The sequence below is a fragment of the Roseateles noduli genome, assembly GCF_050626985.1.
Taxonomy (GTDB): domain Bacteria; phylum Pseudomonadota; class Gammaproteobacteria; order Burkholderiales; family Burkholderiaceae_C; genus Roseateles; species Roseateles noduli_A.
Genome location: NZ_CP192463.1, coordinates 5907050 through 5927048, shown reverse-complemented (window position 1 = coordinate 5927048; position 19999 = coordinate 5907050). Strand labels below are relative to the sequence as shown.

The window sequence follows — 19999 nt, the reverse complement described above, 5'->3', positions numbered from 1 at the left end:
GCCCTCCGCTGCTCATGCGGAACTTTCGCGAAAGCCATTGCGGCGAATCGTGGGTTATAGAAGCGGACCGCGGACACCGATCGGTGGATAAGCCCCGTGGCGCCGGCCCGGTTTGCGGGTTGACCGCGCGGCGGTCGGCGGATCACCAGATGGACAGACTCCTTGCCAGCACGCGCTGGAGCCAGCTGCGCGACGAGGACTCCGACACGTCGCCCTGCGCGACGCTCTCGAGACTCGCGTTCACCACGTCGCGCGACGACACGAGGTTGCCCGGGCGGATGTCGCGCGGATTCACGATCCCCGAGAAACGCAGCGTGTTCACGCCCTGGTTCAGGCCCACGTTGCGTTCGCCCGCGACCAGCAGGTTGCCGTTGGGCAGCACGTTGATGACGCTCACCGCCACCGTCGTGACGAAGCTGTTGTCCGTCTCCGTCGTGCCCGAGCCCTTGAACGAATCGCTGCCCGCGGCCGTCGCGTCGATGTTGAGCAGCCGCTCCACCACGCCGATCTTGCTCTGGCCGCCCGGCCCGCGCACCGCCAGCTTGTTGTCGCGGTTGGTGTCGGTCGTCTGCTTCTGGCTGGCCTTCAGCGTCTCCTGGATGTCCACCTTCATCGTGTCGCCGATCGCGCTCGGGCGCTTGTCGCCCGAGAACAGCGAGGTCGGCGACATGCCCGGCTGGTAGATCGCGCCGTTGTTGGGCCGCTCGATGTACATCGGCGCCTGTGGCGGCGTGACCATCATCGGACCGGCCACCGTCGGCGACGTGCCGGCACACCCGCCCAGCGCGCCGAAGGCGGCGAACGCGAGGATCGCCAGCGCCGGCGCGATGGCGGGAGCAACCGCCGGAGCAACCGCCGGAGCAACCGCCGGAACAATCGCCGGCGCGGTCGCGCGGCGGGATTCATTCGTCGACATCACATCCCTCTCCCTCAGCTCTGGAAGCCGGTGATCAGCGCCTTCACGACGGGCGCGATCTTGTTGCGCGTCCCGGCCCAACGGGCCAGGCCGAAGTTCTCCTCGGCGACGTAGCTGCTGCTCGACAGCAAGGTCCCGTCCGCCCGGTGCAGGCTCAGCGACGCGGCGCTGAGATTGGCGCGATAGCCGCTGGCCATCGGCGGCACGCCCCATTCGATCGTCGCGACGTAGCGCAGCCACACGCCGCATTGCTGCAGGCCGGTGCCGGGCTCGTACACGCGGCTGTCCACGCCCTGCCCCTTCAGTTCCGCCTGCATCGCCGGGACCAGGTCCTCCAGCGGCGCGTTGCGGTTGAACTCGATGCACAGCGTGCGCACCGGCGCATCGCCGTGATGGACGGTATTGCTGGCCTTGGCCGGCGCGGCGGTCGCGAGGGCCGTCGAGGTCGCGGTGCCGGCGCCCTTGAGCAGTTCCCAGGCGGGCACCGGACTCAGCGCGCTGCAACCCCCGAGGCCCGTCAGCGCAATGAGCGCCAGGCCGGCAACGGGTCGGACGAAGCGGCGCGACGACGGTTCCGGTCGAATGGGCATGACCCGACCCTCACACCAGTTCATCGAGCACGGCGCCGCCGCCGAGCGCGGCCATCACGCCGTAGCCGACGACATTGCCGAGCACGTTGCCGACGCCGCCGGCGACATCGCCGACCGTGTCGGTGACGACATCGGCGACCGTCTCGACGGCATCCACCGCGTCGTTCGCCAGCGCCTGCAGGCCCTTGGCGCTGATGGTCGCCGTCACGCCGAGCACGGGCCCGAGCGTCACGCTGGGGCCGCCGCCTCGCGACGATCCCGACGACCCGCCGGACGCGGCGGCGCGGCCGCTCTCGTGCGAGCCGTCGGAGGACGTTGCCAGGGCGACCAGGCTGGACAGGAGGGGCACGCTGCTCAAGAGAGGCTCCCGGCGACGATCAGCCGCGCGCGGCCAGCGAGGCCGTGTCCAGCGACAGCGTGGCGGGAGCGGCGGTCGACGTGGCGGCAGTAGCCGGTGCGACCGCCATCGGTGCTGTCGCCGCGGAAGCCGGCGCACCCGCCTTCGCGTCATTCAGCATCTTGGTGAAATCGGGCGCGCCGGACTTGGCGCCCTTGGCCGGGCCTGCGGACGCCGGGGCGCCGACGTGGGCTGCGGGCGACGGGGAAGCGTTGGGCTTGACGTGCATGGCGAAGCGCTCTCGTTCGTTGGGGTGAACGGATTCTTCGCCGCGACCACCTCCCGGCATGCCGCAATGAGCGCGACGAACTCAGCGGTCGTCGCGGACTCGGTGAACTGCGTCACCGAGGGATATCAACTGGGAGGTGTCTTCGCCGTTTTGCCGGCTCAAGTCCGCGCGAAAGCGGCACCGGCCTGGGCGATCAACGCGCGGGATGGGCGAAAAGCCCGATGCGACGCCGATGCGACGCCGATGAGATGGGCGATGGAACGGGCGATGGAACGGGCGATGAGGACGTCAACGCGGTCGACGCGGAGACGGCGGCACGGACCGCCGGGAGGGTCAGGTCACGCGCCGCGGCTTTGATGCGCCATCGCCTCGGTCCATTCGTCCCAGGTGGACTCGGTGACCTCCAGGCCTTCCAGCGCGGGCGGTTCCTCGATGGGCCAGCCGGACGGGCTGAAGGGGATGCGCCGCTGCAGCAGCACCTCGGTCTGCCGCAGGATGCGCTGCATGGCCGAGGTGAAGGGATGGCCGGGTTCTCCGGCGGGTGGCGCGAAGCGTTGTCGCATGGTCCTCTCCTGACGAGTTCCCACTATCAGCGGGGGTCGGCCCAAGTGCCATCCCACCATAGGGTGGACTCGGGGGGATGCCGGAGGGGGTGTGACGAAAGGCAGCGGGGGACGGCCAGGCGGTCGGCCGGCCCGAGGAGCCCATCAACGGCGCGTGAAGCGGCTTCGCTACCTCATCAGATCGATCATTTCGATCTGATGGAACTGATCGGAATTGATCGTCAGCGCGGGCCGTCAGATCACCTGCCGGAGCAGCGCATACAGCGCGATCGCGCCGGAGACCACCGCGCAGGCGGTCTTCATCGAACGGTTGGCCACGAAGGCGCCAATCAGGCTGCTGACCAGGATGGCGGCGAGGAGGTAGTTGGTTTTCATGGGCCGCGATTGTGGCGGCGCGCCGGCGGGTGTCCGGCGAGCGCCGCGGCGCGGATCAGACAGTCGCCCGATCGGGGCGGTTGATCTCGACGGTGACGTGAACAAGTTCCTCGTGGACGGACAGCAGCCGGCGCACCTCGTCCGGCCGCGCCTCGGGGCTGTCGGTGACCAGCGAGACGATGCAGGCGTACTGCGCGCGACCGACGCGCCAGACATGCAGGTCGGCGATGGCCGCCGGCCACGGCGCGGCGGCGATGACCTGGCGGATCTCGTCGACGACCGGCGCGTCCATCTCGGCGTCCAGCAGCACGCGGCCGGTGTCGCGCAGCAGCCCGCGCGCCCAGACCGCCACCAGCACCGCGCCCGCGATGCCCATCACCGGATCGAGCCAGTCCGCGCCCCACAGCCGGCCGCCCAGCAGGGCCACGATCGCCAGCACCGAGGTCGCCGCGTCGGCCAGCACATGCATGTAGGCGGCGCGGAGGTTGAGGTCGTCGTGGCCCTGCCCCGGCGCGTGGTCGTGCGGTTCGCCGTGCCCATGGCCGTGCCCGTGTCCGTGCGCATGACCATGACCGTGGTCATGCCCGTGGTCGTGCCCGTGATGGTGGTGCTCGCCGCGCAGCAGCCAGGCGCAGGCAAGGTTCACCACCAGGCCGACCGCCGCGACCGCGATCGCCTCGTCGTAGTGGATGGGCGTCGGCGCGATCAGCCGCTCGACCGATTGCCACAGCATCAGCCCCGCGACGCCGACCAGCAGCAGCGCGCTGCTGTAGCCGCCGAGGATCTCGATCTTCCAGGTGCCGAAGGCGAAGCGCCCGTCCCTGGCCCAGCGCCGCGCGGCGCCGTAGGCCAGCAGCGACACGCCCAGCGCCACCGCGTGCGAGCTCATGTGCCAGCCGTCGGCCAGCAGCGCCATCGAGTTGAAGACGTAGCCGCCGGCGATCTCCGCGACCATCATCAGGACCGTCAGCAGCACCGCCCAGCGCGTGTTGCGGGCGGCAAGCGGATTGCCCTCGTCGAAGACATGCGTGTGTTGCCAGGGCGTGGTGGACATCGACGGAGACATGGCGGCGGCGGCGAAGTGGACGGCGGGTGGAGGCGCAAGCGCCGCAGTATCCCCTTCACACCGCGCCCCCGGCGCCAGAGTCCCCGCGCCGGGACGGTCATCGGGCGGGGGTAGACTGCGGCGCAGCTTTTCAATCACGACAACGGGACCCTGGGTGGACACAGAGGAGCGACAACCCTTGCGGGTGGTGGTGCTCGGCGGATCGGCGGGCAGCATCGATGCGCTCGGCACCGTGCTCGGTGCGCTACCGAACGAACCGGGCTTCGCGGTGCTGGTCATCACGCACCTGGACCCCAACGAGGAGACCCGGCTGCCCGAGGTCCTGCGCGACCGCAGCACGCTCCCGGTGGAGCGCCTCGAGCACTTCACCAAGGTCGAGCACGGCCGCGTCTACGTGATGCCGGAGAACGTCGGCGTCATGGCGCTGGACGGCCACTTCCGCCTCACCCGCCGCACGCCCGGGCTGCACCTGCCGATCGACGCCTTCCTGGCCTCGCTGGCGCAGGACCCGGACCTGGACGGCGCGGTCGTCATCCTGTCGGGCACCGGCCAGGACGGCGCGGCCGGCATCGTCGACCTGAAGGCCACCGGCGGCTTCGTGGTCGCGCAGGCGCCCAACACCGCGGCACACGAGGGCATGCCGGTCGCCGCGATCGACACCGGGCTGGTGGACGAGGTCCTGCCCCCGGAGGACATCCCCGCCGCGCTGATGCGCCGCTTCGGCCAGCCGCACCACGAGAGCGACCTGCCCGGCTCCGCCGGCGTCGCGCAGGACGTCGACGCGCTGGAGACCGCGCTGGCGATCGTCCAGCAGAAGGCCGGCGTCAACCTCGGCTACGTCAAGGACGTCAACCTGCGCCGCCGTTTCCTGCGGCGCGTGCTGCTGCAGAAAGACCGCGACGTCGGCGCCTACCTGCAGTTCCTGCGCACCGACCCCTACGAGGCCGCCGCGCTGCGCGACGACGTGCTGATCGGCGTGACCGCGTTCTTCCGCGACGCGGAGTTCGTCAACGTGCTGCGCCAGGTCGTGCTGCCCAAGCTGCTGGCGCTGCGCCACGACCCGATCCGCATCTGGGTGCCCGCCTGCTCGACCGGCGAGGAGGTCTACACGATCGCCATGCTGCTCAAGGAGGCGATGATCTCCGAGGGCATCCACCGCCGCGTGCAGATCTTCGGCACCGACCTGAACGAGGCCTCGATCGAGACCGCCCGCGGCGGCCGCTACACCGCCGCCGCGCTGGAGAACGTGCCGCAGCCCTTCCGCGACACCGCCTTCGTGCCGACCTCCGGCGGTTACCTCGTGGCCAAGGACCTGCGCGAGATGTGCGTCTTCGCGCGGCACAACCTGCTCACGCATGCGCCGTTCTCCGGCATGGGCCTGATCAGCTGCCGCAACATGCTGATCTACCTGCGCAAGGAAGCGCAGCAGCATGTCTTCGAGGTGCTGCACTACGCCTGCCGCAACGACGGCTTCATGCTGCTGGGCCGGGCCGAGGCGGCCTCGGTCGCCGACGGCTTCGAGCACGCCGGCGCGCCGCACCTGTACCGCAAGCTGCCGAACTCGCGCCGCCACCGGCCGCTGTTCCCGATCGATGCGTTGCGCCCCTGGGCCAGCGACGGCAACGCGCCGCGCGTGCCGCAGGCGCCGCCGCCGGACCTGGTCAGCGAGGCCGCCAACCGTGTCGCCCTCGCGCGCTACGTGCCGCCGGGCTTCGTCGTCAGCCAGGGCGGCGACGTGGTGCAGTTCCGCGGCGACGTCTCCGCCTTCATCGCGCCCGCGAGCGGCGAGGCCACGCTCGCGCTGCCGCGCCTGCTGGACGCTTCGCTCAACGTGCCCGTGCGCACGGCGCTGGTCGAGGCCAAGCGCACCGGGCAGCCGGTCCGGCGCGAGCGTGTCGCCTTCAACGATCGCCGCTACGTGCTCGAGGTCCTGCCGCTCGAAGCGGGAGAGGCCTCGCAGCATTTCCTGGTCACCTTGGCGCCCCAGCCGGACGAACCCGTCGCCGACACCACGTCGGCGCTGTCCACGCCGCCGTTCTCGCCCAGCGGCGCCCGCGCGCGCGTCGACGAGCTCGAGCGCACCGTGACGACGCTGTCCGACGAACTCGAGGCGACCCAGGCGCAGCTGCGCACGCTGGTCGTCGAATTCGAATCGGCCAACGAGGAGCTGCGCACCGCCAACGAGGAGATGCTCAGCACCAACGAGGAACTGCAGAGCGCCAACGAGGAGCTGCAGAGCGCGAAGCAGGAACTCGAATCGGCCAACCAGGAGCTGCTCTCGCTGAACGAGGAACTCAAGTCGCGCAACGACGAGCTGGATCTCGCCAACGACGACCTGAGCAACCTCGTCGAGGGCATCCCGCTGCCGGTCGTGGTGCTGGACCGGCAGTTGCGGTTGCGGCACGCCTCGCCGCAGGTGGCGCAGCTGTTCGGGCTCGATCCCGCGGCGCTGGGCCAGTCGATCGGGCAGCCGGTCGTCAACGTCACCTCGCGCTTCGCCGTCGGCCAGTTGGAGCAGCTGGTGCAGGCCGCCGTGCAAGGCCTGGCACCGGTCGAACACGAACACCAGGACACCGAGGGCCGCTGGTGGCTGATCAACGTGCGGGCCTACCGCACCGCCGACGAGCGCATCGACGGCGCGGTGATCGCCTTCCAGGACATCCACGAACTGCGCTGCGCGCTGGAATCGGCGCAGCATGCGCGCGACGACGCGGAGCGCGCCAACACCGCCAAGGACGACTTCCTCGGCATGGTCTCGCACGAACTGCGCGCGCCGCTGAACGTGATCTCCGGCTGGGCCTCGGTGCTGAAGCAGTCGCAGGAACGCGGCACGCTCGGCGAGGCGACCGCGACACGCGCGATCGCCACCATCCTCAAGCATTGCCAGGCGCAGGCGCAGCTGATCGACGACCTGCTCGACGTGTCGCGCATCGCGTCCGGCCACCTGACGCTGGAGATGCGCCCGCTCGACCTCTCGGCCTGCGTGCGCGCGGTCGTCGACGGGCTGCAGCCGGCGGCCGAGGTCAAGGGCCTGACGCTGAGCGGCACCGGCCTGCAGCAGCCGCATCGCATCCAGGGCGACCAGCGCCGGATGCAGCAGATCGTGGCCAACCTCGTCGGCAACGCGTTGAAATTCACGCCGCGCGACGGACGGATCACCGTGTCGCTGAGCCGCATCGGGCCGACGATTGAGCTGGCCGTCGTCGACACGGGCATCGGCGTCGCGGTCGAATTGCTGCCACGGCTGTTCGACCGCTTCACGCAGGCCGACATCAGCCGCACGCGCGAGTACGGCGGCCTCGGCCTGGGACTGTCCATCGTGCGCCACCTGGTGCTGGCGCACGGCGGCACGGTGACGGCGCACAGCGACGGCGAAGGCCGCGGCACGCGCCTGACGGTGCGCTTCCCGGCGGTGGAGCTGGTCTCGGACACGCCCGAGACGACGCCGCGCGAGAGCGTCGACGCCGACCTCGGCGGCCTGCGCGTGCTGCTGGTCGACGACGATCCGCATGCGCTGGACGCGCTGCGGCATCTGCTGGAGCTGGCCGGCGCCGAAGTGCGCGCGGCGGGCTCGGTCGAGCAGGGATGGGAGCAGGTCGCGGCGGCGTCCGAGCATCCGCCGCACGTGCTGATCAGCGACGTGGCCATGCCCGGCGCGGACGGCTATTCGCTGGTGCGCCGGCTGCGGGCGCGGGAGCGTGCGCTCGGCACCGCGTCGCCGCTGTTTGCCGTGGCGCTGACGGGACTGGCCACGCTGCAGGATCGCGACGCGGCCATCGCCGCGGGCTTCGACGACCACCTGGCCAAGCCGGTGGACGTGGACCTGCTCATCGAGAAGGTGCTGCTCGCGCGCCCGCGCTGATCGCGGCCGTCGCGAAGGCACCGCGGCGGATCAGTCCGCCGCCTGCATGACCGCCGGCAGGTCGATGGTCCGGCGGCGCGCGCGCTTGACGTCGTACATGCGCTGGTCGGCCAGGTGCAGCGCCTGCTCGACGCTGAGCCCCGCCGGATCGAGCGCCACGACGCCGACGCTGGCGCCCGCGTACTGCAGCGCGTGGCCGTCGAGGTCGAAGCGGCCCACGCTCGCGAGCGCGGCGCGCTGCTCCAGCGTGCGCGCGGCCTGCGCCGGCTCGCCGCGATCCACGAGCGGTCCTTGCGAACGCGGCAGGCCGCCCAGGCTCACGCCGGGACCGACGACGATGAATTCGTCCCCGCCCACCCGCGCCAGCATGTCGGAGCCGCGCAGCTCCAGCGACAGGCGCTGGGCGATCTCGCGCAGGAACAGGTCGCCGCGATGGTGGCCGAGCTGGTCGTTGACCGACTTGAAGCCGTCCAGGTCGATGCAACCCAGCAGCACGCAGGTACCGTCGCGGGTGGCGCGCTGCAGCTCGCGCTGCAGTTCGTCGAACAGCGCGCGGCGGTTGGGCAGTCCGGTCAGCACATCGGTCAGGGCGTAGGTCGCCAGCTGCTCGTTGGCCGCGCGCAGGTCGGCCACCAGCCGCTCACGCTGCAGGAACTGGCTCACCAGCGACGAGAACAGCCGCAGCAGCGACTGCGCCTCGGGACCGATGGTGCGACGGTCCGCGCTGGCCGCGCACAGCGTGCCGAGCAGCTCGCCGCCGTCGTCGCGGATCGGCGCGCTCACGTAAGTCTGGATGCCGAGCTGGCGCGCGGCGTCGGAGTCGCCCCAGCACGCCGCCACGTCGCTCGTGGCCATGCGGCCGGCGTCGAGGGCGCGCTTGCACAAGGTGTCCGACCAGGGGACGGTCAGTCCCTCCGGGATGGTCATCGTGCCGGCGTTGCGGGCCAGCAGCACGTGCTGCTCCCCGGCACGCAGGTCGATCGTGGTGAGGTAGGTCGACTCCAGGCCGGTGACCGTGCCCAGCATGTCCAGCAGCGGGCGGGTCAGCTGTTCCAGGTTGCGGGCGACGGGGACGGTCGACGTCAGGCGGGCGAGCAGGGCATCCAAGATCGGCGGTCGAAATCAGGACTGAAGTCGTGGATGTTGTCACAACTGCGGAGCGCCGCCGGACGCCGTCCGTCATGACACGGGTGCCGTCCGCCGGATCGCGGACGCGTCCTTCATGACCGCGACATAGTGCCGCTCCGCCGGGCGTGGGAATTGCCGCTTTCGCAACATCGCAGACCAGGGGAGAACCCGCATGCAGCGCGACGGACAGTACCGCGGCGTCACTTACCGCGTCGAATCGACACCCGCCCCCGGCGGGGCCTTCGTCGGCCACTACCAACTGCTGAATACCGGGCGGCGTCGGAGCGACGCGCCCGAGCCCGGCCTGGCGGATCGAGGCCCGCCCGATCCCGGCCCGCCAGATCAAGGCCTGCCCGATACCGCGGCGGCCAACGACGCCTTCGGAGACAGACTCGAGGCCCGGGACGATCAAACGACGTCCGCCGCCGGCGTGGACGACGTCGTCCATCCGGCGACCGACTCCGCCTGGGCGACCGAGAACGAGGCGCTCAACTACGCCACCGAGGCGGCCTGCCATGCGATCGAGATCATCCAGCTCGGGCGGCCGCAGGCTCAAGGACGAGGAAGCTCGTCGAGCCGGAGGCGGACGGACTCGCTGGGGCAGTAAGGGAGACCGCCCGACGCCGTCAGGCCTGGCGCGGGCACTCCACGACGCAGGGGGCATCCCTCCGGGAACCCCCAGCGTCATTCCGGCCCCACCCGCACTCGCTGACCATGGGCCTTGGGACTTTCTGACTGCGGGAGACGACCGGTCAGGCTTCGCCGAGCGCGCGCGCGATCAGCTCCACCTGCTCCAGCTGGTGGATCGTGTGGGAAGAGGTGGCGCCGGAGCCGTTCGCACGGCGCGCCACGCAGCGCAGCTGCACATGCTGCGGCAAGACCGCATCCATCTGCTCGCGGATGAAGCTCCACGCGCCCTGCTGGCGATGCTCCTCCTGTACCCAGGTGATCTCGACGAGTGCGGGATAACGCGCGAAGAGCGCCGTCAGCTCATCCGCCGGGAACGGATAGAACTGTTCGATGCGGGCCAGCGCCAGGTCCGCGCGCGCCACCGACCGACGGCCACGATCCAGGTCGTAATGCACCTTGCCGCTGCACAGCAGCAGGCGCTCGACCTGCTCGGCGCGCTCGACCGTCGCATCGTCGATGACCGGCTGGAAGCTGCCGCCCGTCAGGTCCGCGATCTCCGCGTGCGACGCCTTCTCGTGATACAGCGTGCCCTTGGGCGACATCACGATCAGCGGCTTGCGCAGCGTGTCGAACGCCTGCCGGCGCAGCAGGTGGAACCATTGCGCGGCCGTCGACGGGCAGGCCACGCGCAGGTTGTCCTCGCCGCAGAGCTGGAGGAAGCGGCTCAGGTAGCCGCTCGAGTGATCGGGGCCGATGCCCTCGTTGCCGTGCGGCAGCAGGATGGCCAGCGAGGAGGTCTCGCCCCACTTCTCCTCGCCCGAGCTGATGTACTGGTCGACAAAGACCTGCGCGCCGTTGACGAAGTCGCCGAACTGCGCCTCCCACACGGTCAGCGTGCGTGTCGCCCCGACGCTGTAGCCGTACTCGAAACCGAGCACCGCCTCCTCGGACAGCGGTGAGTTGAAGATGTCGAAGCGCCCCCGCGACGGGTCGCCCGGACCCGCGCCGGGCCGTTCGCCATGCCGCGCGTCGTGTGCGTCGCCATGACCGTTGCCGTGACCGTCGTCGTGACCGTTGTCGTGACCGTTGCCGGCACTGATCTGTCTCAGCGGCACGAACTCCGTCGGAACGTCCTCGCCCGTCGAACCCGTCTGCACGGTCGTCTGCGAGGTCCACACCGCCTGTCGATGCAGGAAGGTGCCGCGCCGCACGTCCATGCCGGAGATGCGCACGTTGAGGCCGCCTTGCAGGATCGTCGCGTAGGCGAGGTTCTCGGCGAAGCACCAGTCCGCGCGCAGCGGCGGCTCGGTGAGCCCCGCCATCCGGCGCCAGTGGTCCGTCAGCGTGCGCACCATCGCGTGCGGCTCGAAGCCGTCGGGCAGCCGCGTCATCGGATCGACCAGCGCCTGCAGCCCGGCCAGGTCCAATCGGGGCACCTCGCCCGGGCGGCGCAGCGGGGACGGCGATTCGTCCTGCGCCGGGATCACCGGATCGGAGAACGCCTGGTGCGCGCGCACGCGGCTGTGCGTGACGTGCGAGGCCATGTCGGTGTCCGGCGGCAGGACGCAGTCGGCACGCAGCGCGGCGGCGTAGCGCTCGACGATCGTCGGATGCGTCTGCGTCAGCGCGTGGATGCGCGGCCGCGTCAGCGACGGGACGTCGCTCTCCGAGTGGCCGAGGCGGCGGTAGCCGATCAGGTCGATGACGATGTCGGAGCCGAAACGCGCCCGCCAGGCCAGCGCGATCGCCGCGGCACGCAGGGCCTGCTCGGGCTCGTCGGCGTTCACGCGCAGGACCGGCGCGTCGACCATGCGCGTGACGTCGGTGCAGTACTGCGCCGGCCAGGCGCTCATCGGGTTGGGCTCGGTGAAGCCGACCTGGTTGTTGATGATCACGTGCACCGTGCCGCCGACGGTGTAGCCCGGCTTGCCGCCCAGCATCAGCGTCTCCATCACGACGCCCTGCCCCGCGAAGGCCGCGTCGCCGTGCAGCATCAGCGGCAGCACGAGCCGGCGGCCGTCCCGGTCCGCGCGCTCGCGGCCGAGCGCGTCCTGGCACGCGCGGGCCAGGCCCGTGAGCACCGGATGCACGCTCTGCAGATGCGACGGGTTGTGCGCCAGCGTGAGCGTCAGCCGGCCCTGCGGCGTGTCGAGCTCGCGTTCGCCGCCGAGGTGGTAGATGAGATCGGTGTGCAGCTCGGGATGCGGCGACTTCGGGTCGAAGAAGTCCAGCACGCGCGCCGGCGGGAAGCCCATCAGGTTGACCAGCACGTTGACGCGGCCCCGATGCGGCATGCCGAGGAAGATGCGCCGCACGCCGTGGCCCGCGGCCTGCTCGCAGAGCGCGTCCAGCAACGGGATCAGCGTCTCGTTGCCTTCCAGCGAGAAGCGCTTCGCGTGCGGGAAGGCCTGCGCGACGTGCTCTTCCCAGCCCTGCGCGCGGATCAGCCGGTCCAGCAGTGCCAGGCGCTCCGCGGCGCCGCCCGCCCCCGGGGGCGCGGACTCCATCGCGTGATGGAGCCAGTCGCGCCGCGACGCGTCGCGCACCGCGCTGGCATCGAGCGCCAGTCCGCCGCAGTAGATCGCCTTCAGCGCGCGGTCGAGATCGCCGACGGTGCGGGCGCTCCACAGCGGCGTGCCGGCCGGCGACAGCCAGTCGCCGGGCTGCAGCCCGAAACGCTGCGGGTCGAGCAGCGTCGGATCGGCGGGACGCGAAACGCCCAGCGGATCCAGTCGCGCGCTGCGATGACCGTCGCAACGATGCGCGTCGATGAAGGCGAGCACCTCGGGCCGCCAGCGCGCGCTGGAGGGGTCGGGCGAAGCGGACGTCGGCGCTGCCGCGCCCGGCTGGATCCTGTCGTTCATGAGTCGCTCCCTGGTGATGCGACGGATACAAACGCGGCGATGACAGTGCCGCGGACGAAAACGGCGATGTGGGCGATGACGGCGTCGCAGGCGGTTCTCCGCCGCCTGTCGACCTGGGCCGCGCTACAACACGAAAGCCCGCACCGCGTTGTTCAGATGCGTGGCCTCGTCCTGCAGCGCCTTGGCGGAGGCGGTGCTCTGCTCGACCATCGCGGCGTTCTTCTGCGTCGTGTCGTCCATCTGCATGATGGCCGCATTGACCTGCTCGATGCCCATGCTCTGCTCGCGACTGGAGGCGCTGATCTCGGCCACGACGCCGCTGACCTGCCGGATGCCCGAGACGACCTGGGTCATCGTTTCGCCGGCCTGTTCGACCAGCCGGCCGCCGGCCCCGACCTGCTCGGTCGATTCGACGATCAGCGACTTGATCTCCTTGGCCGCGCTGGCCGAGCGCTGCGCCAGCGCCCGCACCTCCGAGGCCACCACGGCGAAACCGCGGCCGTGCTCGCCGGCACGCGCCGCCTCGACGGCCGCGTTCAGCGCCAGGATGTTGGTCTGGAAGGCGATGCCGTCGATCGTGCCGATGATCTCGCCGATGCGATGCGAGGACGCGGAGATGGCGCTCATCGTCGCGACCACCTCGCCGACCGCCTTGCCGCCGGCACTGGCGACCTCCGACGCCGTCGCGGCGCGGGCGTTGGCCTGGTCGGCGTTGTCGGCGCTCATGCGGATCGCCGCGGTCAGCTGTTCCATCGCGGAGGCGGTCTGCTGCAGCGCGCTGGCCTGCGCCTCGGTGCGCGCCGACAGATCGGCGTTGCCCTGCGCGACCTCCTTCGCCGCGGCGGAGATGGTGTCGGCGCCCTGCCGGACCTCCGAGACGATGCGATGCAGGCTGCGCACCATGTGCTGCAGCGCGCCGATGAGCCGGCCGATCTCGTCCGTGCTCTGCGGCATCGGACGCAGCGTGAGGTCGCCCTTGGCGACGTCCTCGGCCAGCTGGATGGCGCCGTGGATGCGATGCGTGATCGAACGCGTGATGCTGATCGCGGTCAGCACGCCCAGCACCACCGCGACCGCGGCGACCAGCGTCATCCACAGCTTGGAACGGCGCGCGTCCTCCTTGGCCTTGACCACGTCGTCGGCCATGGCCTTGGTCTGGTAGTCGACCATCTTGTCGATCAGCGCGTAGTAGCGCACCTGCGACTGCGCCATGTCGCCCTGGTAGATGGCCATGGCCTGGTCGCGCTCGCCGGCGGCGATCAGGTCGAAGAGCTTGCGTACCGCGGCACCGTAGACCTTCCGGGCCTCCGACTGCTCGGCGAAGATGGCCTTCGCCTCGTCGGTGTTGAGCATCTTCTCGAACTTCGCGAAGTTCTCGGTGTTGGCCGCGCGCACGGCGGCGTAATCGTCCATGTAGCGCTTGGCCTGGGCGGGATCGGTGGCCATCAGCAGGCGCCCGATCACGATCACGCCCTGGTCGCCGACATTCTTGATGTCGTCGCTCAGGGCGATCTGCCCATAGCGGTCCTCGACCACCCGGTCCATCGTCCCGCTGGTGCGGTTGAGCACCGAGACGGCGACGGCCAGCACCAAAAGCAGCAAGGCGATGACAACGGCAAATGCGGCGGCCAGCCGCGTGCCGATATTGAAGTTGGACAACGTTGGCATGTTTTTTCTCCCTGAAAGCCGACGGTCGAACCAAATCGGGGCAAAACACAGTCCGCCCCCGATGGACGCGGTGCGCGCCCCGCGTCAGGCATGACTCCCCGTGGCCCCGATTTGGGATGCACCGCTAGGCGCAAACCGCAGCCATAGCCCAGCTATGGCGAGGATTTGCAACGACGCGGTGCGCCCAAAGCGGGGCCACGGGGAGTCATGCCTGCTGGGCGAAAGTGGCGATGTATTGGCAGGCGACGCGATCAGCGTGCGCGACGGCCTCGTCGGCGGACGGGAATTCGTCGTCCAGCTCGTGCCAGGCGGTGACGCCGGGGCGGCCGTCCTCCTCGCCCTTGACGACGAATCGCCCTCGCCAGGGACCGGAGCCCGGCCCGTGGGTATCGAGGACGTAGGTACGGCCCTTGTGCTGGCGGACGGTCTGTGAGGTCGTCATGGTCGGCAACGGTCGGACGGACGCTGGAGTGCCGCGTCGACGGGCGCGAAGGGGGGCGCGCTCGGACGCGGGTATCGCGGAGCCCGTGTTGTACACCTCCGCCCGCTTCACGGGAATGAAATCCTTGCGAGCGTCCCTGCTCGTGCCGGAGCCGGGCATGCCGGCCCCCCCGGGAGCGAATTCCGAGCGGCGAGGAGGAGATTGAGCGGACGGGGGGGCCGGCATGCCCGGCGACCGCTCGGTCAACGCACCTGATTGCGTCCTTCGCGCTTGGCGACGTAAAGCGCCTCGTCGGCCTGCGAGATGAGGCTTTCCAACGTGCACTCGTCGCTGGGGATGCACGCGGCCACGCCCAGGCTGATGGTCACCACAGGACCGACCGGCGAGTTCGGATGCGGCATCGCGAGCGACTCGATGCCGGAACGGACGGACTCCGCCACCTTGAGCGCGGCGTCGCGGTCGGCGCCGGGCAGCAGCACGACGAATTCCTCGCCGCCGTAGCGGGCCGCCAGATCGCCGGCGCGCCCGATCGACGCGCCCAGCACCGCGCCCACGGCGCCCAGGCACTCGTCGCCCTTCAGGTGGCCCATCTGGTCGTTGTAGCGCTTGAACGCGTCGACGTCGGCGATCACCAACGCCAGCGAGCTGCCGGTGCGACGCGCGCGGCGCCATTCCTCGTCCGCCGCCTCGTTGAAGCGCCGGCGGTTGGGCAGGCCCGTCACCGCGTCGAGGAAGGAGAGCTGCTTCAGATGCTCGTTGGCCTGCCGGAGTTCCTCCGTGCGCTGGGCCACCAGACGTTCCATCTCGATGTGGCGGGCGCGCAGCTGGCGCATCCGGAACATCACGGCGCCGGCGAAGAAGCCGATCGCCCCCACCGCGACGAGCAGGTGGAACCAGCCGGTCTCATGGAAGCGCGGCCGCACGGTGACCGGCAGCGGCATGTCCGATTCGCGCCAGCGCTGACCGTCGCCGGACACCGCCAGGCGCAGCTTGTACTGACCGTGGGACAGCGCGGGGAAGGTCAGCTCGCGGTCGTTGCCGACGTCGGTCCAGCCGCGCGACAGCCCCTCCATCCAGAAGCGGAAGCGCACGCGATCGGCTTCGCGCAGCGTCGACGCGGCCAGGCTGACCGACAGCGCCACCGGCCCCGGCGGGAGCACCAGCGGCTGGCCGTCGAGCGCGAGCGTTTCGCCGTCGACCTTGATCTGCTCGATGCGCACCGTCGGCGGCTCGCCGCCGCCGGGCAGCCGCTCGGGATCGACCACCACAAGCCCCGCCGACGACGGCAGCCAGACGCGGCCGCGGGCGTCGACGGCACCGGCCGCCTGCAGGTTGCCGGCGAAGCTGGTGGCGCGCAGCGTGTCGCCCGGCCCGAAGCCGACCGAGCGCACCTGCTTGAGCCGGCCCTCGAGGAAGGCGTCGAGGTCGTCGCGAGCGACGCGGTAGAAGCCGCGGTTGCAGGTGATCCAGAAATGCCCCGCGCGGTCTTCGAGGAAGACCTGCGACAGCCCGTCCCACAGCCCGTCCGCCGGCTTGATCGCGCCGATGCGGCCATCCTTCAGGCGGTTGATGCCTTCGCCGTTCGTGCCGATCCAGAGTTCGCCGCGCGCGTCCTCCTTGAGCGCCATGATCCAGTCGGACAGCAGGCCGTCGGCCGTCGTGAACTGGCGCGCCTGGCCGTCGAGCCAGCGCACCAGCCCCTGGCCGGTGGTGCCGAACCAGAGCGTGCCCGCGCGGTCCTGCAGGATCGCCGCGACGCCTTCCTTGGGCAGGCCGGGCGCGGTGACGACGTCGAAGCCGTGGCCGTTGAAACGCGCCAGCGCCGAGCGCGTGCCGACCCACAGCGTGCCGGCGCGATCCTCGAAGATCGAGCGCACCTCGATGCCGGGCAGGCCGCTGTCGGCGCCGAAGGTGTCGATGCGGCCGTCAGGCCGACGGCGCGCGATGCCCGCGGTGTAGGTGCCGATCCAGAGGGTGCCGTCGCGCGCCTCGTGCAGCGTCGAGACCTCGTCGGTCGGCAGGCCGTCGGCCTGGCGCACCGTGGTGATGCGCCCGTCCTTCATCCGGTTGAGTCCGCCGCCGGAGGTCGCGGCCCAGACCGCGCCGTCGCGGGCGGCGAGCACCGACCGGACGTTGTCATGGCTGAGGCCCTCGGGCGTGCCGAGCACGGTGAAGGCGCGGTTGCGCAACCGGTTCAGGCCGTCGACCCAGGTGCCCACCCAGATGCTGCCTTCGCGGTCGGCCATCAGCGACCAGATCTGGCCGCCGGCCAGGCCGCTGCCCGGACCGCTGCCGCTGGAGATCGTGCTGAAGCGCCCCTCGCGGAAACGGCTGACGCCCGCGCCCCAGCTGCCGACCCACAGGTCGCCGCGGGCGTCGCGGGCCAGCGCGGTCAGGTGATCGCTGGGCAGGCCGTCGGCGGTCGTGTAGACGCGCATCGCCGACGGGTCGAGACCCGGCATGCGCACGAGTCCGCCGCCCGCCGTCGCCGCCCAGATGCCGCCGGCCGGATCGGCGATCACGAAGCGCACCTGCGCATGCGGGAAACCGCCCGCCGGATCGAAGACCTTGAACTTGCCGTCCGGTGTCATCGCGAACAGGCCGGCACCGGTGGTGCCGATCCAGAGCGTGCCGGCCGTGTCGAACACGGCGCTGCGCAGCCGCGCGGCGGGCAGTCCGTCCGCGGCGCCGAAGACCTTGACCGCGCCGTCCTGCCAGCGGACCAGTCCGCCGTCGCCGGCCGCCCAGATCGCGCCGGTCTTGTCCTCGACCAGCGACCAGATCCGGCGGCCGCCCGCCTGCGCCTTGGTGACGGCCGGCGAGAAGCGGCCGTGCTCATAGACGGTCACGCCGTTGGGATGGCCGATCCACAGCCGGCCGCGCCGGTCCTCCAGCAGCGCGAACACCGGCTGCGAGGCGACGTCGGGCGCCCGCGCGGCGTCGAAGCTCACGAACCGCTTGCCGTCGAAACGCGCCAGCCCGCCGCCGGTGCCGATCCACAGGCCGCCGTCGCGGGACTGGAGCAGCGCCTGGACGGTGTTGAGCGGCAGCCCTTGTTCGGTCTGCCAGAGATCGATCTTGTACTGGCTGACGGCGCGGACCGGATCGGACAGGTCGCCGATGGCGCTGAGGTCGGGCACCGGCGCGGACGCTGCCGGTCTTGCCGCTGCTGATGCCGGTGCCGGTGCCGGTGCGGCAGTGGATGCGACCTGTGCGGCCGTCGCCGCCTTCGTCACCACGGGACCTGACGCGGGTGCCGACGCCGTAGTCGCCGCCACGCTCCCCGGTGCCGCCAACGCCACACAGAACGCGGCGAGCAGCCACGCCACCCCGCGACGGCACATCGGCATCGCGGGCAAGGGATCGTCGGAGGAGAGGGAGGGCGACCGGTCGAAAGTCATAGGCGAGGACGGCGATTGTGACCGGTCCTGAAGAAGCATCCGGGCTGCCGTACGGGAGACGGCGGCGGATCGCGTGGAGGCGCGTCGGGTCATCGATCACCGCGCCGCGGCGATGCGGTCCCAGGACAGGCCGAACTTCAGCAGATATTTCCGCAGCCGGTCCGCATCGTTGACGACGCTGCGCGCCTGCCGGCTGGCATGGAAGAGCTGCCGTCCCGCCTCCGACAGCGACGACGCCGCCGCGCACACGCGCAGCACGGCCGCGAGCTGGAGGCGATCGAAGAGGTCTATCGCCTCCAGGGCCGGCGCGTCGAGGAGCGCCGCGAGCAGCGCCTCGCCCGCCCCCTCGCCGGCGCCCGCGTTGCCCGGGCCGGCTGTGTCGCGTTCCCACAGCCACTCGAGCCGCGCGATCTCGGCCTCCACGAGCGGCAGGCCGATGCGACCGCCTTCCGCCAGCGTCACCAGCCGCATCACCGAGGCCGACAGGTCGCGGAAGTTGCCGCTCCACGGCGCCCGCGGCGATTGCGCGAAGCCGAGGTAACGCGCCTTCGCCTCGGCGTTGAAGCGCACCGCGCGGCCGCTTTCGCGCCCGACCTGCTGCACCAGGTGATCGACGTTGGGCTCGATGTCCTCGGGCCGGTCGCGCAGCCCGGGCAGGCTGTAGGTCCAGAGGTTGATCCGCGCGAACAGGTCGTCGCGGAAGCGCCCCGCGGCGACCTCGGCGCGCAGGTCGCGGTTGGTGCCGACGATCAGCTGGAAGTCGCTGGCGACCTCGCGGTCCGCGCCCACGGGCAGGAAGCGCTTCTCCTCGATCGCCTTCAGCAGCATGGCCTGCTCGTCCAGGCCCAGTTCGCCGATCTCGTCCAGGAACAGCAGGCCGCCGTCGGCGGTGCGCAGCAGCCCGGCCCGATCGGCCATCGCCCCGGTGAACGAGCCCTTCTTGTGCCCGAACAGCGTCGACGCCGCGCCGTCGCCGCGCAGCGTCGCGCAGTTGACCTCGACGAAGGCGCCGGCCAGTTGGTGGCGCGTCTGCTTCAGCTCGTACATGCGGCGCGCGAGGAAGGACTTGCCCGCGCCGGTCGGCCCGGCCAGCAGGATGGGCGCGCGGGAGTGCACGGCCACGCGCTCGATCTCCTCGATCAGCGCGTTGAAGCGGCGGTTGCGCGTGGCGATGCCGCTCTTCAGGAAGGCGACCGCGTCGTGCTGCTCGGCCCGGAAGCGCTGCGCGATGCCGTCGTAGCGCGACAGGTCCAGGTCGATCAGCGTCATCGAGCCCGGGTCACCCGCGCGCTGCTTGCGCGGCGGCGATGTCTGCAGCAGCACGCCTGGGATGAAGCGCGCCTCCACCATCAGGAACATGCAGATCTGCGCGACGTGCGTGCCGGTGGTGATGTGGGCCCAGTACTGCTCGTGCGCGGGATCGAAGCGGTAGCCGCGCACCCAGTCGTAGAGCGTCGCGTAGACCTCGCCGAAGTCCCACGGATCCTCGTGCGGCATCGGGACGAGGTGGACCTCGGTCTCCGGCGAGACCGTGGCGATGTCGGTCCGCAGCAGCTGCGCGAGGGTCAGGTGTTGCGGCGCATGGAACAGCTCCAGCCGATGCACGACCACGTCCGGCTGCGACACCAGCGAGATGGTCGGCCGCCACTTCTCCCAGCGGCCGGCGCCCAGGCCGCCGTCCAGCTGCGACCCCAGATAGCCGATCACCACGTTCTTCTTCGACATGGGGCCGCAGTTTATCCGCAGCGCCCGGGCCATCTATCTTTTTCGCTAGTTATCTAGCCAATCATCCAGTTCCGGCAATGGCTGCGGATGAATGGCGGAGGCTCATCTTTCAGTTCATCAAGAATTTTTCCCTTGTGGATCAA

The 19999-nt window shown here is 70.9% G+C and carries 15 protein-coding genes; 2 read left to right on the top strand and 13 right to left on the bottom strand.

Annotated elements, in window-relative coordinates:
- Nucleotides 1-142: 142 nt before the first annotated feature.
- The 7 genes from ACQ4L4_RS25865 to dmeF form a co-directional block, all read right to left on the bottom strand.
- Nucleotides 143-916 (bottom strand): flagellar basal body L-ring protein FlgH, encoded by a 774-nt coding sequence (locus ACQ4L4_RS25865; RefSeq protein ID WP_431101646.1) that lies wholly within the window; start codon nt 914-916, stop codon nt 143-145.
- Between the two features lie 14 nt (nt 917-930).
- Complete coding sequence (locus tag ACQ4L4_RS25860; protein ID WP_431101645.1) at nt 931-1506, bottom strand: cell division protein FtsI; 576 nt, start codon at nt 1504-1506, stop codon at nt 931-933.
- A gap of 10 nt (nt 1507-1516) precedes the next feature.
- Nucleotides 1517-1864, bottom strand: coding sequence for a hypothetical protein (locus tag ACQ4L4_RS25855; RefSeq protein ID WP_431101644.1), 348 nt, complete (start codon nt 1862-1864; stop codon nt 1517-1519).
- 19 nt (nt 1865-1883) lie between these two features.
- Nucleotides 1884-2132 (bottom strand): hypothetical protein, encoded by a 249-nt coding sequence (locus tag ACQ4L4_RS25850; protein WP_431101643.1) that lies wholly within the window; start codon nt 2130-2132, stop codon nt 1884-1886.
- Between the two features lie 338 nt (nt 2133-2470).
- Entirely contained in the window at nt 2471-2695 is a 225-nt protein-coding gene (locus ACQ4L4_RS25845; protein WP_377157715.1) for a hypothetical protein, read from the bottom strand.
- A gap of 234 nt (nt 2696-2929) precedes the next feature.
- Nucleotides 2930-3070, bottom strand: coding sequence for a hypothetical protein (locus ACQ4L4_RS25840; RefSeq protein WP_157522617.1), 141 nt, complete (start codon nt 3068-3070; stop codon nt 2930-2932).
- Nucleotides 3071-3125: 55 nt separating this feature from the next.
- A complete protein-coding gene (dmeF, locus tag ACQ4L4_RS25835) occupies nt 3126-4124 on the bottom strand; it encodes a CDF family Co(II)/Ni(II) efflux transporter DmeF (RefSeq protein ID WP_431101642.1) in 999 nt (332 codons plus the stop codon).
- 166 nt (nt 4125-4290) lie between these two features.
- On the opposite strand from dmeF, the gene ACQ4L4_RS25830 reads away from it, so the two are divergent.
- Nucleotides 4291-7998, top strand: a complete 3708-nt coding sequence (locus ACQ4L4_RS25830; RefSeq protein WP_431101641.1) for a CheR family methyltransferase — start codon at nt 4291-4293, stop codon at nt 7996-7998.
- Between the two features lie 30 nt (nt 7999-8028).
- Here ACQ4L4_RS25830 and ACQ4L4_RS25825 read toward each other — a convergent pair whose 3' ends face one another.
- Nucleotides 8029-9105, bottom strand: coding sequence for a GGDEF domain-containing protein (locus tag ACQ4L4_RS25825; protein ID WP_377161582.1), 1077 nt, complete (start codon nt 9103-9105; stop codon nt 8029-8031).
- A 193-nt stretch (nt 9106-9298) separates the two neighbouring features.
- Between ACQ4L4_RS25825 and ACQ4L4_RS25820 the strand changes: the two genes are divergently transcribed.
- On the top strand, nt 9299-9733 hold the full coding sequence (locus ACQ4L4_RS25820) for a hypothetical protein (protein WP_431101640.1): 435 nt from the start codon (nt 9299-9301) through the stop codon (nt 9731-9733).
- 145 nt (nt 9734-9878) lie between these two features.
- Here ACQ4L4_RS25820 and ACQ4L4_RS25815 read toward each other — a convergent pair whose 3' ends face one another.
- From ACQ4L4_RS25815 to rtcR, 5 genes are all read right to left on the bottom strand, one after another.
- On the bottom strand, nt 9879-12620 hold the full coding sequence (locus ACQ4L4_RS25815) for a thiamine pyrophosphate-dependent enzyme (protein ID WP_431101639.1): 2742 nt from the start codon (nt 12618-12620) through the stop codon (nt 9879-9881).
- A gap of 123 nt (nt 12621-12743) precedes the next feature.
- Nucleotides 12744-14288, bottom strand: a complete 1545-nt coding sequence (locus ACQ4L4_RS25810; protein ID WP_431101638.1) for a methyl-accepting chemotaxis protein — start codon at nt 14286-14288, stop codon at nt 12744-12746.
- A 205-nt stretch (nt 14289-14493) separates the two neighbouring features.
- Entirely contained in the window at nt 14494-14730 is a 237-nt protein-coding gene (locus ACQ4L4_RS25805) for a hypothetical protein (protein ID WP_431101637.1), read from the bottom strand.
- A gap of 242 nt (nt 14731-14972) precedes the next feature.
- On the bottom strand, nt 14973-17870 hold the full coding sequence (locus ACQ4L4_RS25800) for a ligand-binding sensor domain-containing diguanylate cyclase (protein WP_431101636.1): 2898 nt from the start codon (nt 17868-17870) through the stop codon (nt 14973-14975).
- A gap of 357 nt (nt 17871-18227) precedes the next feature.
- Complete coding sequence (gene rtcR / locus ACQ4L4_RS25795) at nt 18228-19856, bottom strand: RNA repair transcriptional activator RtcR (RefSeq protein ID WP_431101635.1); 1629 nt, start codon at nt 19854-19856, stop codon at nt 18228-18230.
- Nucleotides 19857-19999: the final 143 nt, after the last annotated feature.

Coding starts and splice junctions, on each gene's coding strand:
- ACQ4L4_RS25865 (WP_431101646.1), bottom strand. CDS start 916: ATGTCGACGAATGAATCCCGCCGCGCGACCGCGCCGGCGATTGTTCCG.
- ACQ4L4_RS25860 (WP_431101645.1), bottom strand. CDS start 1,506: ATGCCCATTCGACCGGAACCGTCGTCGCGCCGCTTCGTCCGACCCGTT.
- ACQ4L4_RS25850 (WP_431101643.1), bottom strand. CDS start 2,132: ATGCACGTCAAGCCCAACGCTTCCCCGTCGCCCGCAGCCCACGTCGGC.
- ACQ4L4_RS25845 (WP_377157715.1), bottom strand. CDS start 2,695: ATGCGACAACGCTTCGCGCCACCCGCCGGAGAACCCGGCCATCCCTTC.
- ACQ4L4_RS25840 (WP_157522617.1), bottom strand. CDS start 3,070: ATGAAAACCAACTACCTCCTCGCCGCCATCCTGGTCAGCAGCCTGATT.
- dmeF (WP_431101642.1), bottom strand. CDS start 4,124: ATGTCCACCACGCCCTGGCAACACACGCATGTCTTCGACGAGGGCAAT.
- ACQ4L4_RS25820 (WP_431101640.1), top strand. CDS start 9,299: ATGCAGCGCGACGGACAGTACCGCGGCGTCACTTACCGCGTCGAATCG.
- ACQ4L4_RS25815 (WP_431101639.1), bottom strand. CDS start 12,620: ATGAACGACAGGATCCAGCCGGGCGCGGCAGCGCCGACGTCCGCTTCG.
- ACQ4L4_RS25810 (WP_431101638.1), bottom strand. CDS start 14,288: ATGCCAACGTTGTCCAACTTCAATATCGGCACGCGGCTGGCCGCCGCA.
- ACQ4L4_RS25805 (WP_431101637.1), bottom strand. CDS start 14,730: ATGACGACCTCACAGACCGTCCGCCAGCACAAGGGCCGTACCTACGTC.
- rtcR (WP_431101635.1), bottom strand. CDS start 19,856: ATGTCGAAGAAGAACGTGGTGATCGGCTATCTGGGGTCGCAGCTGGAC.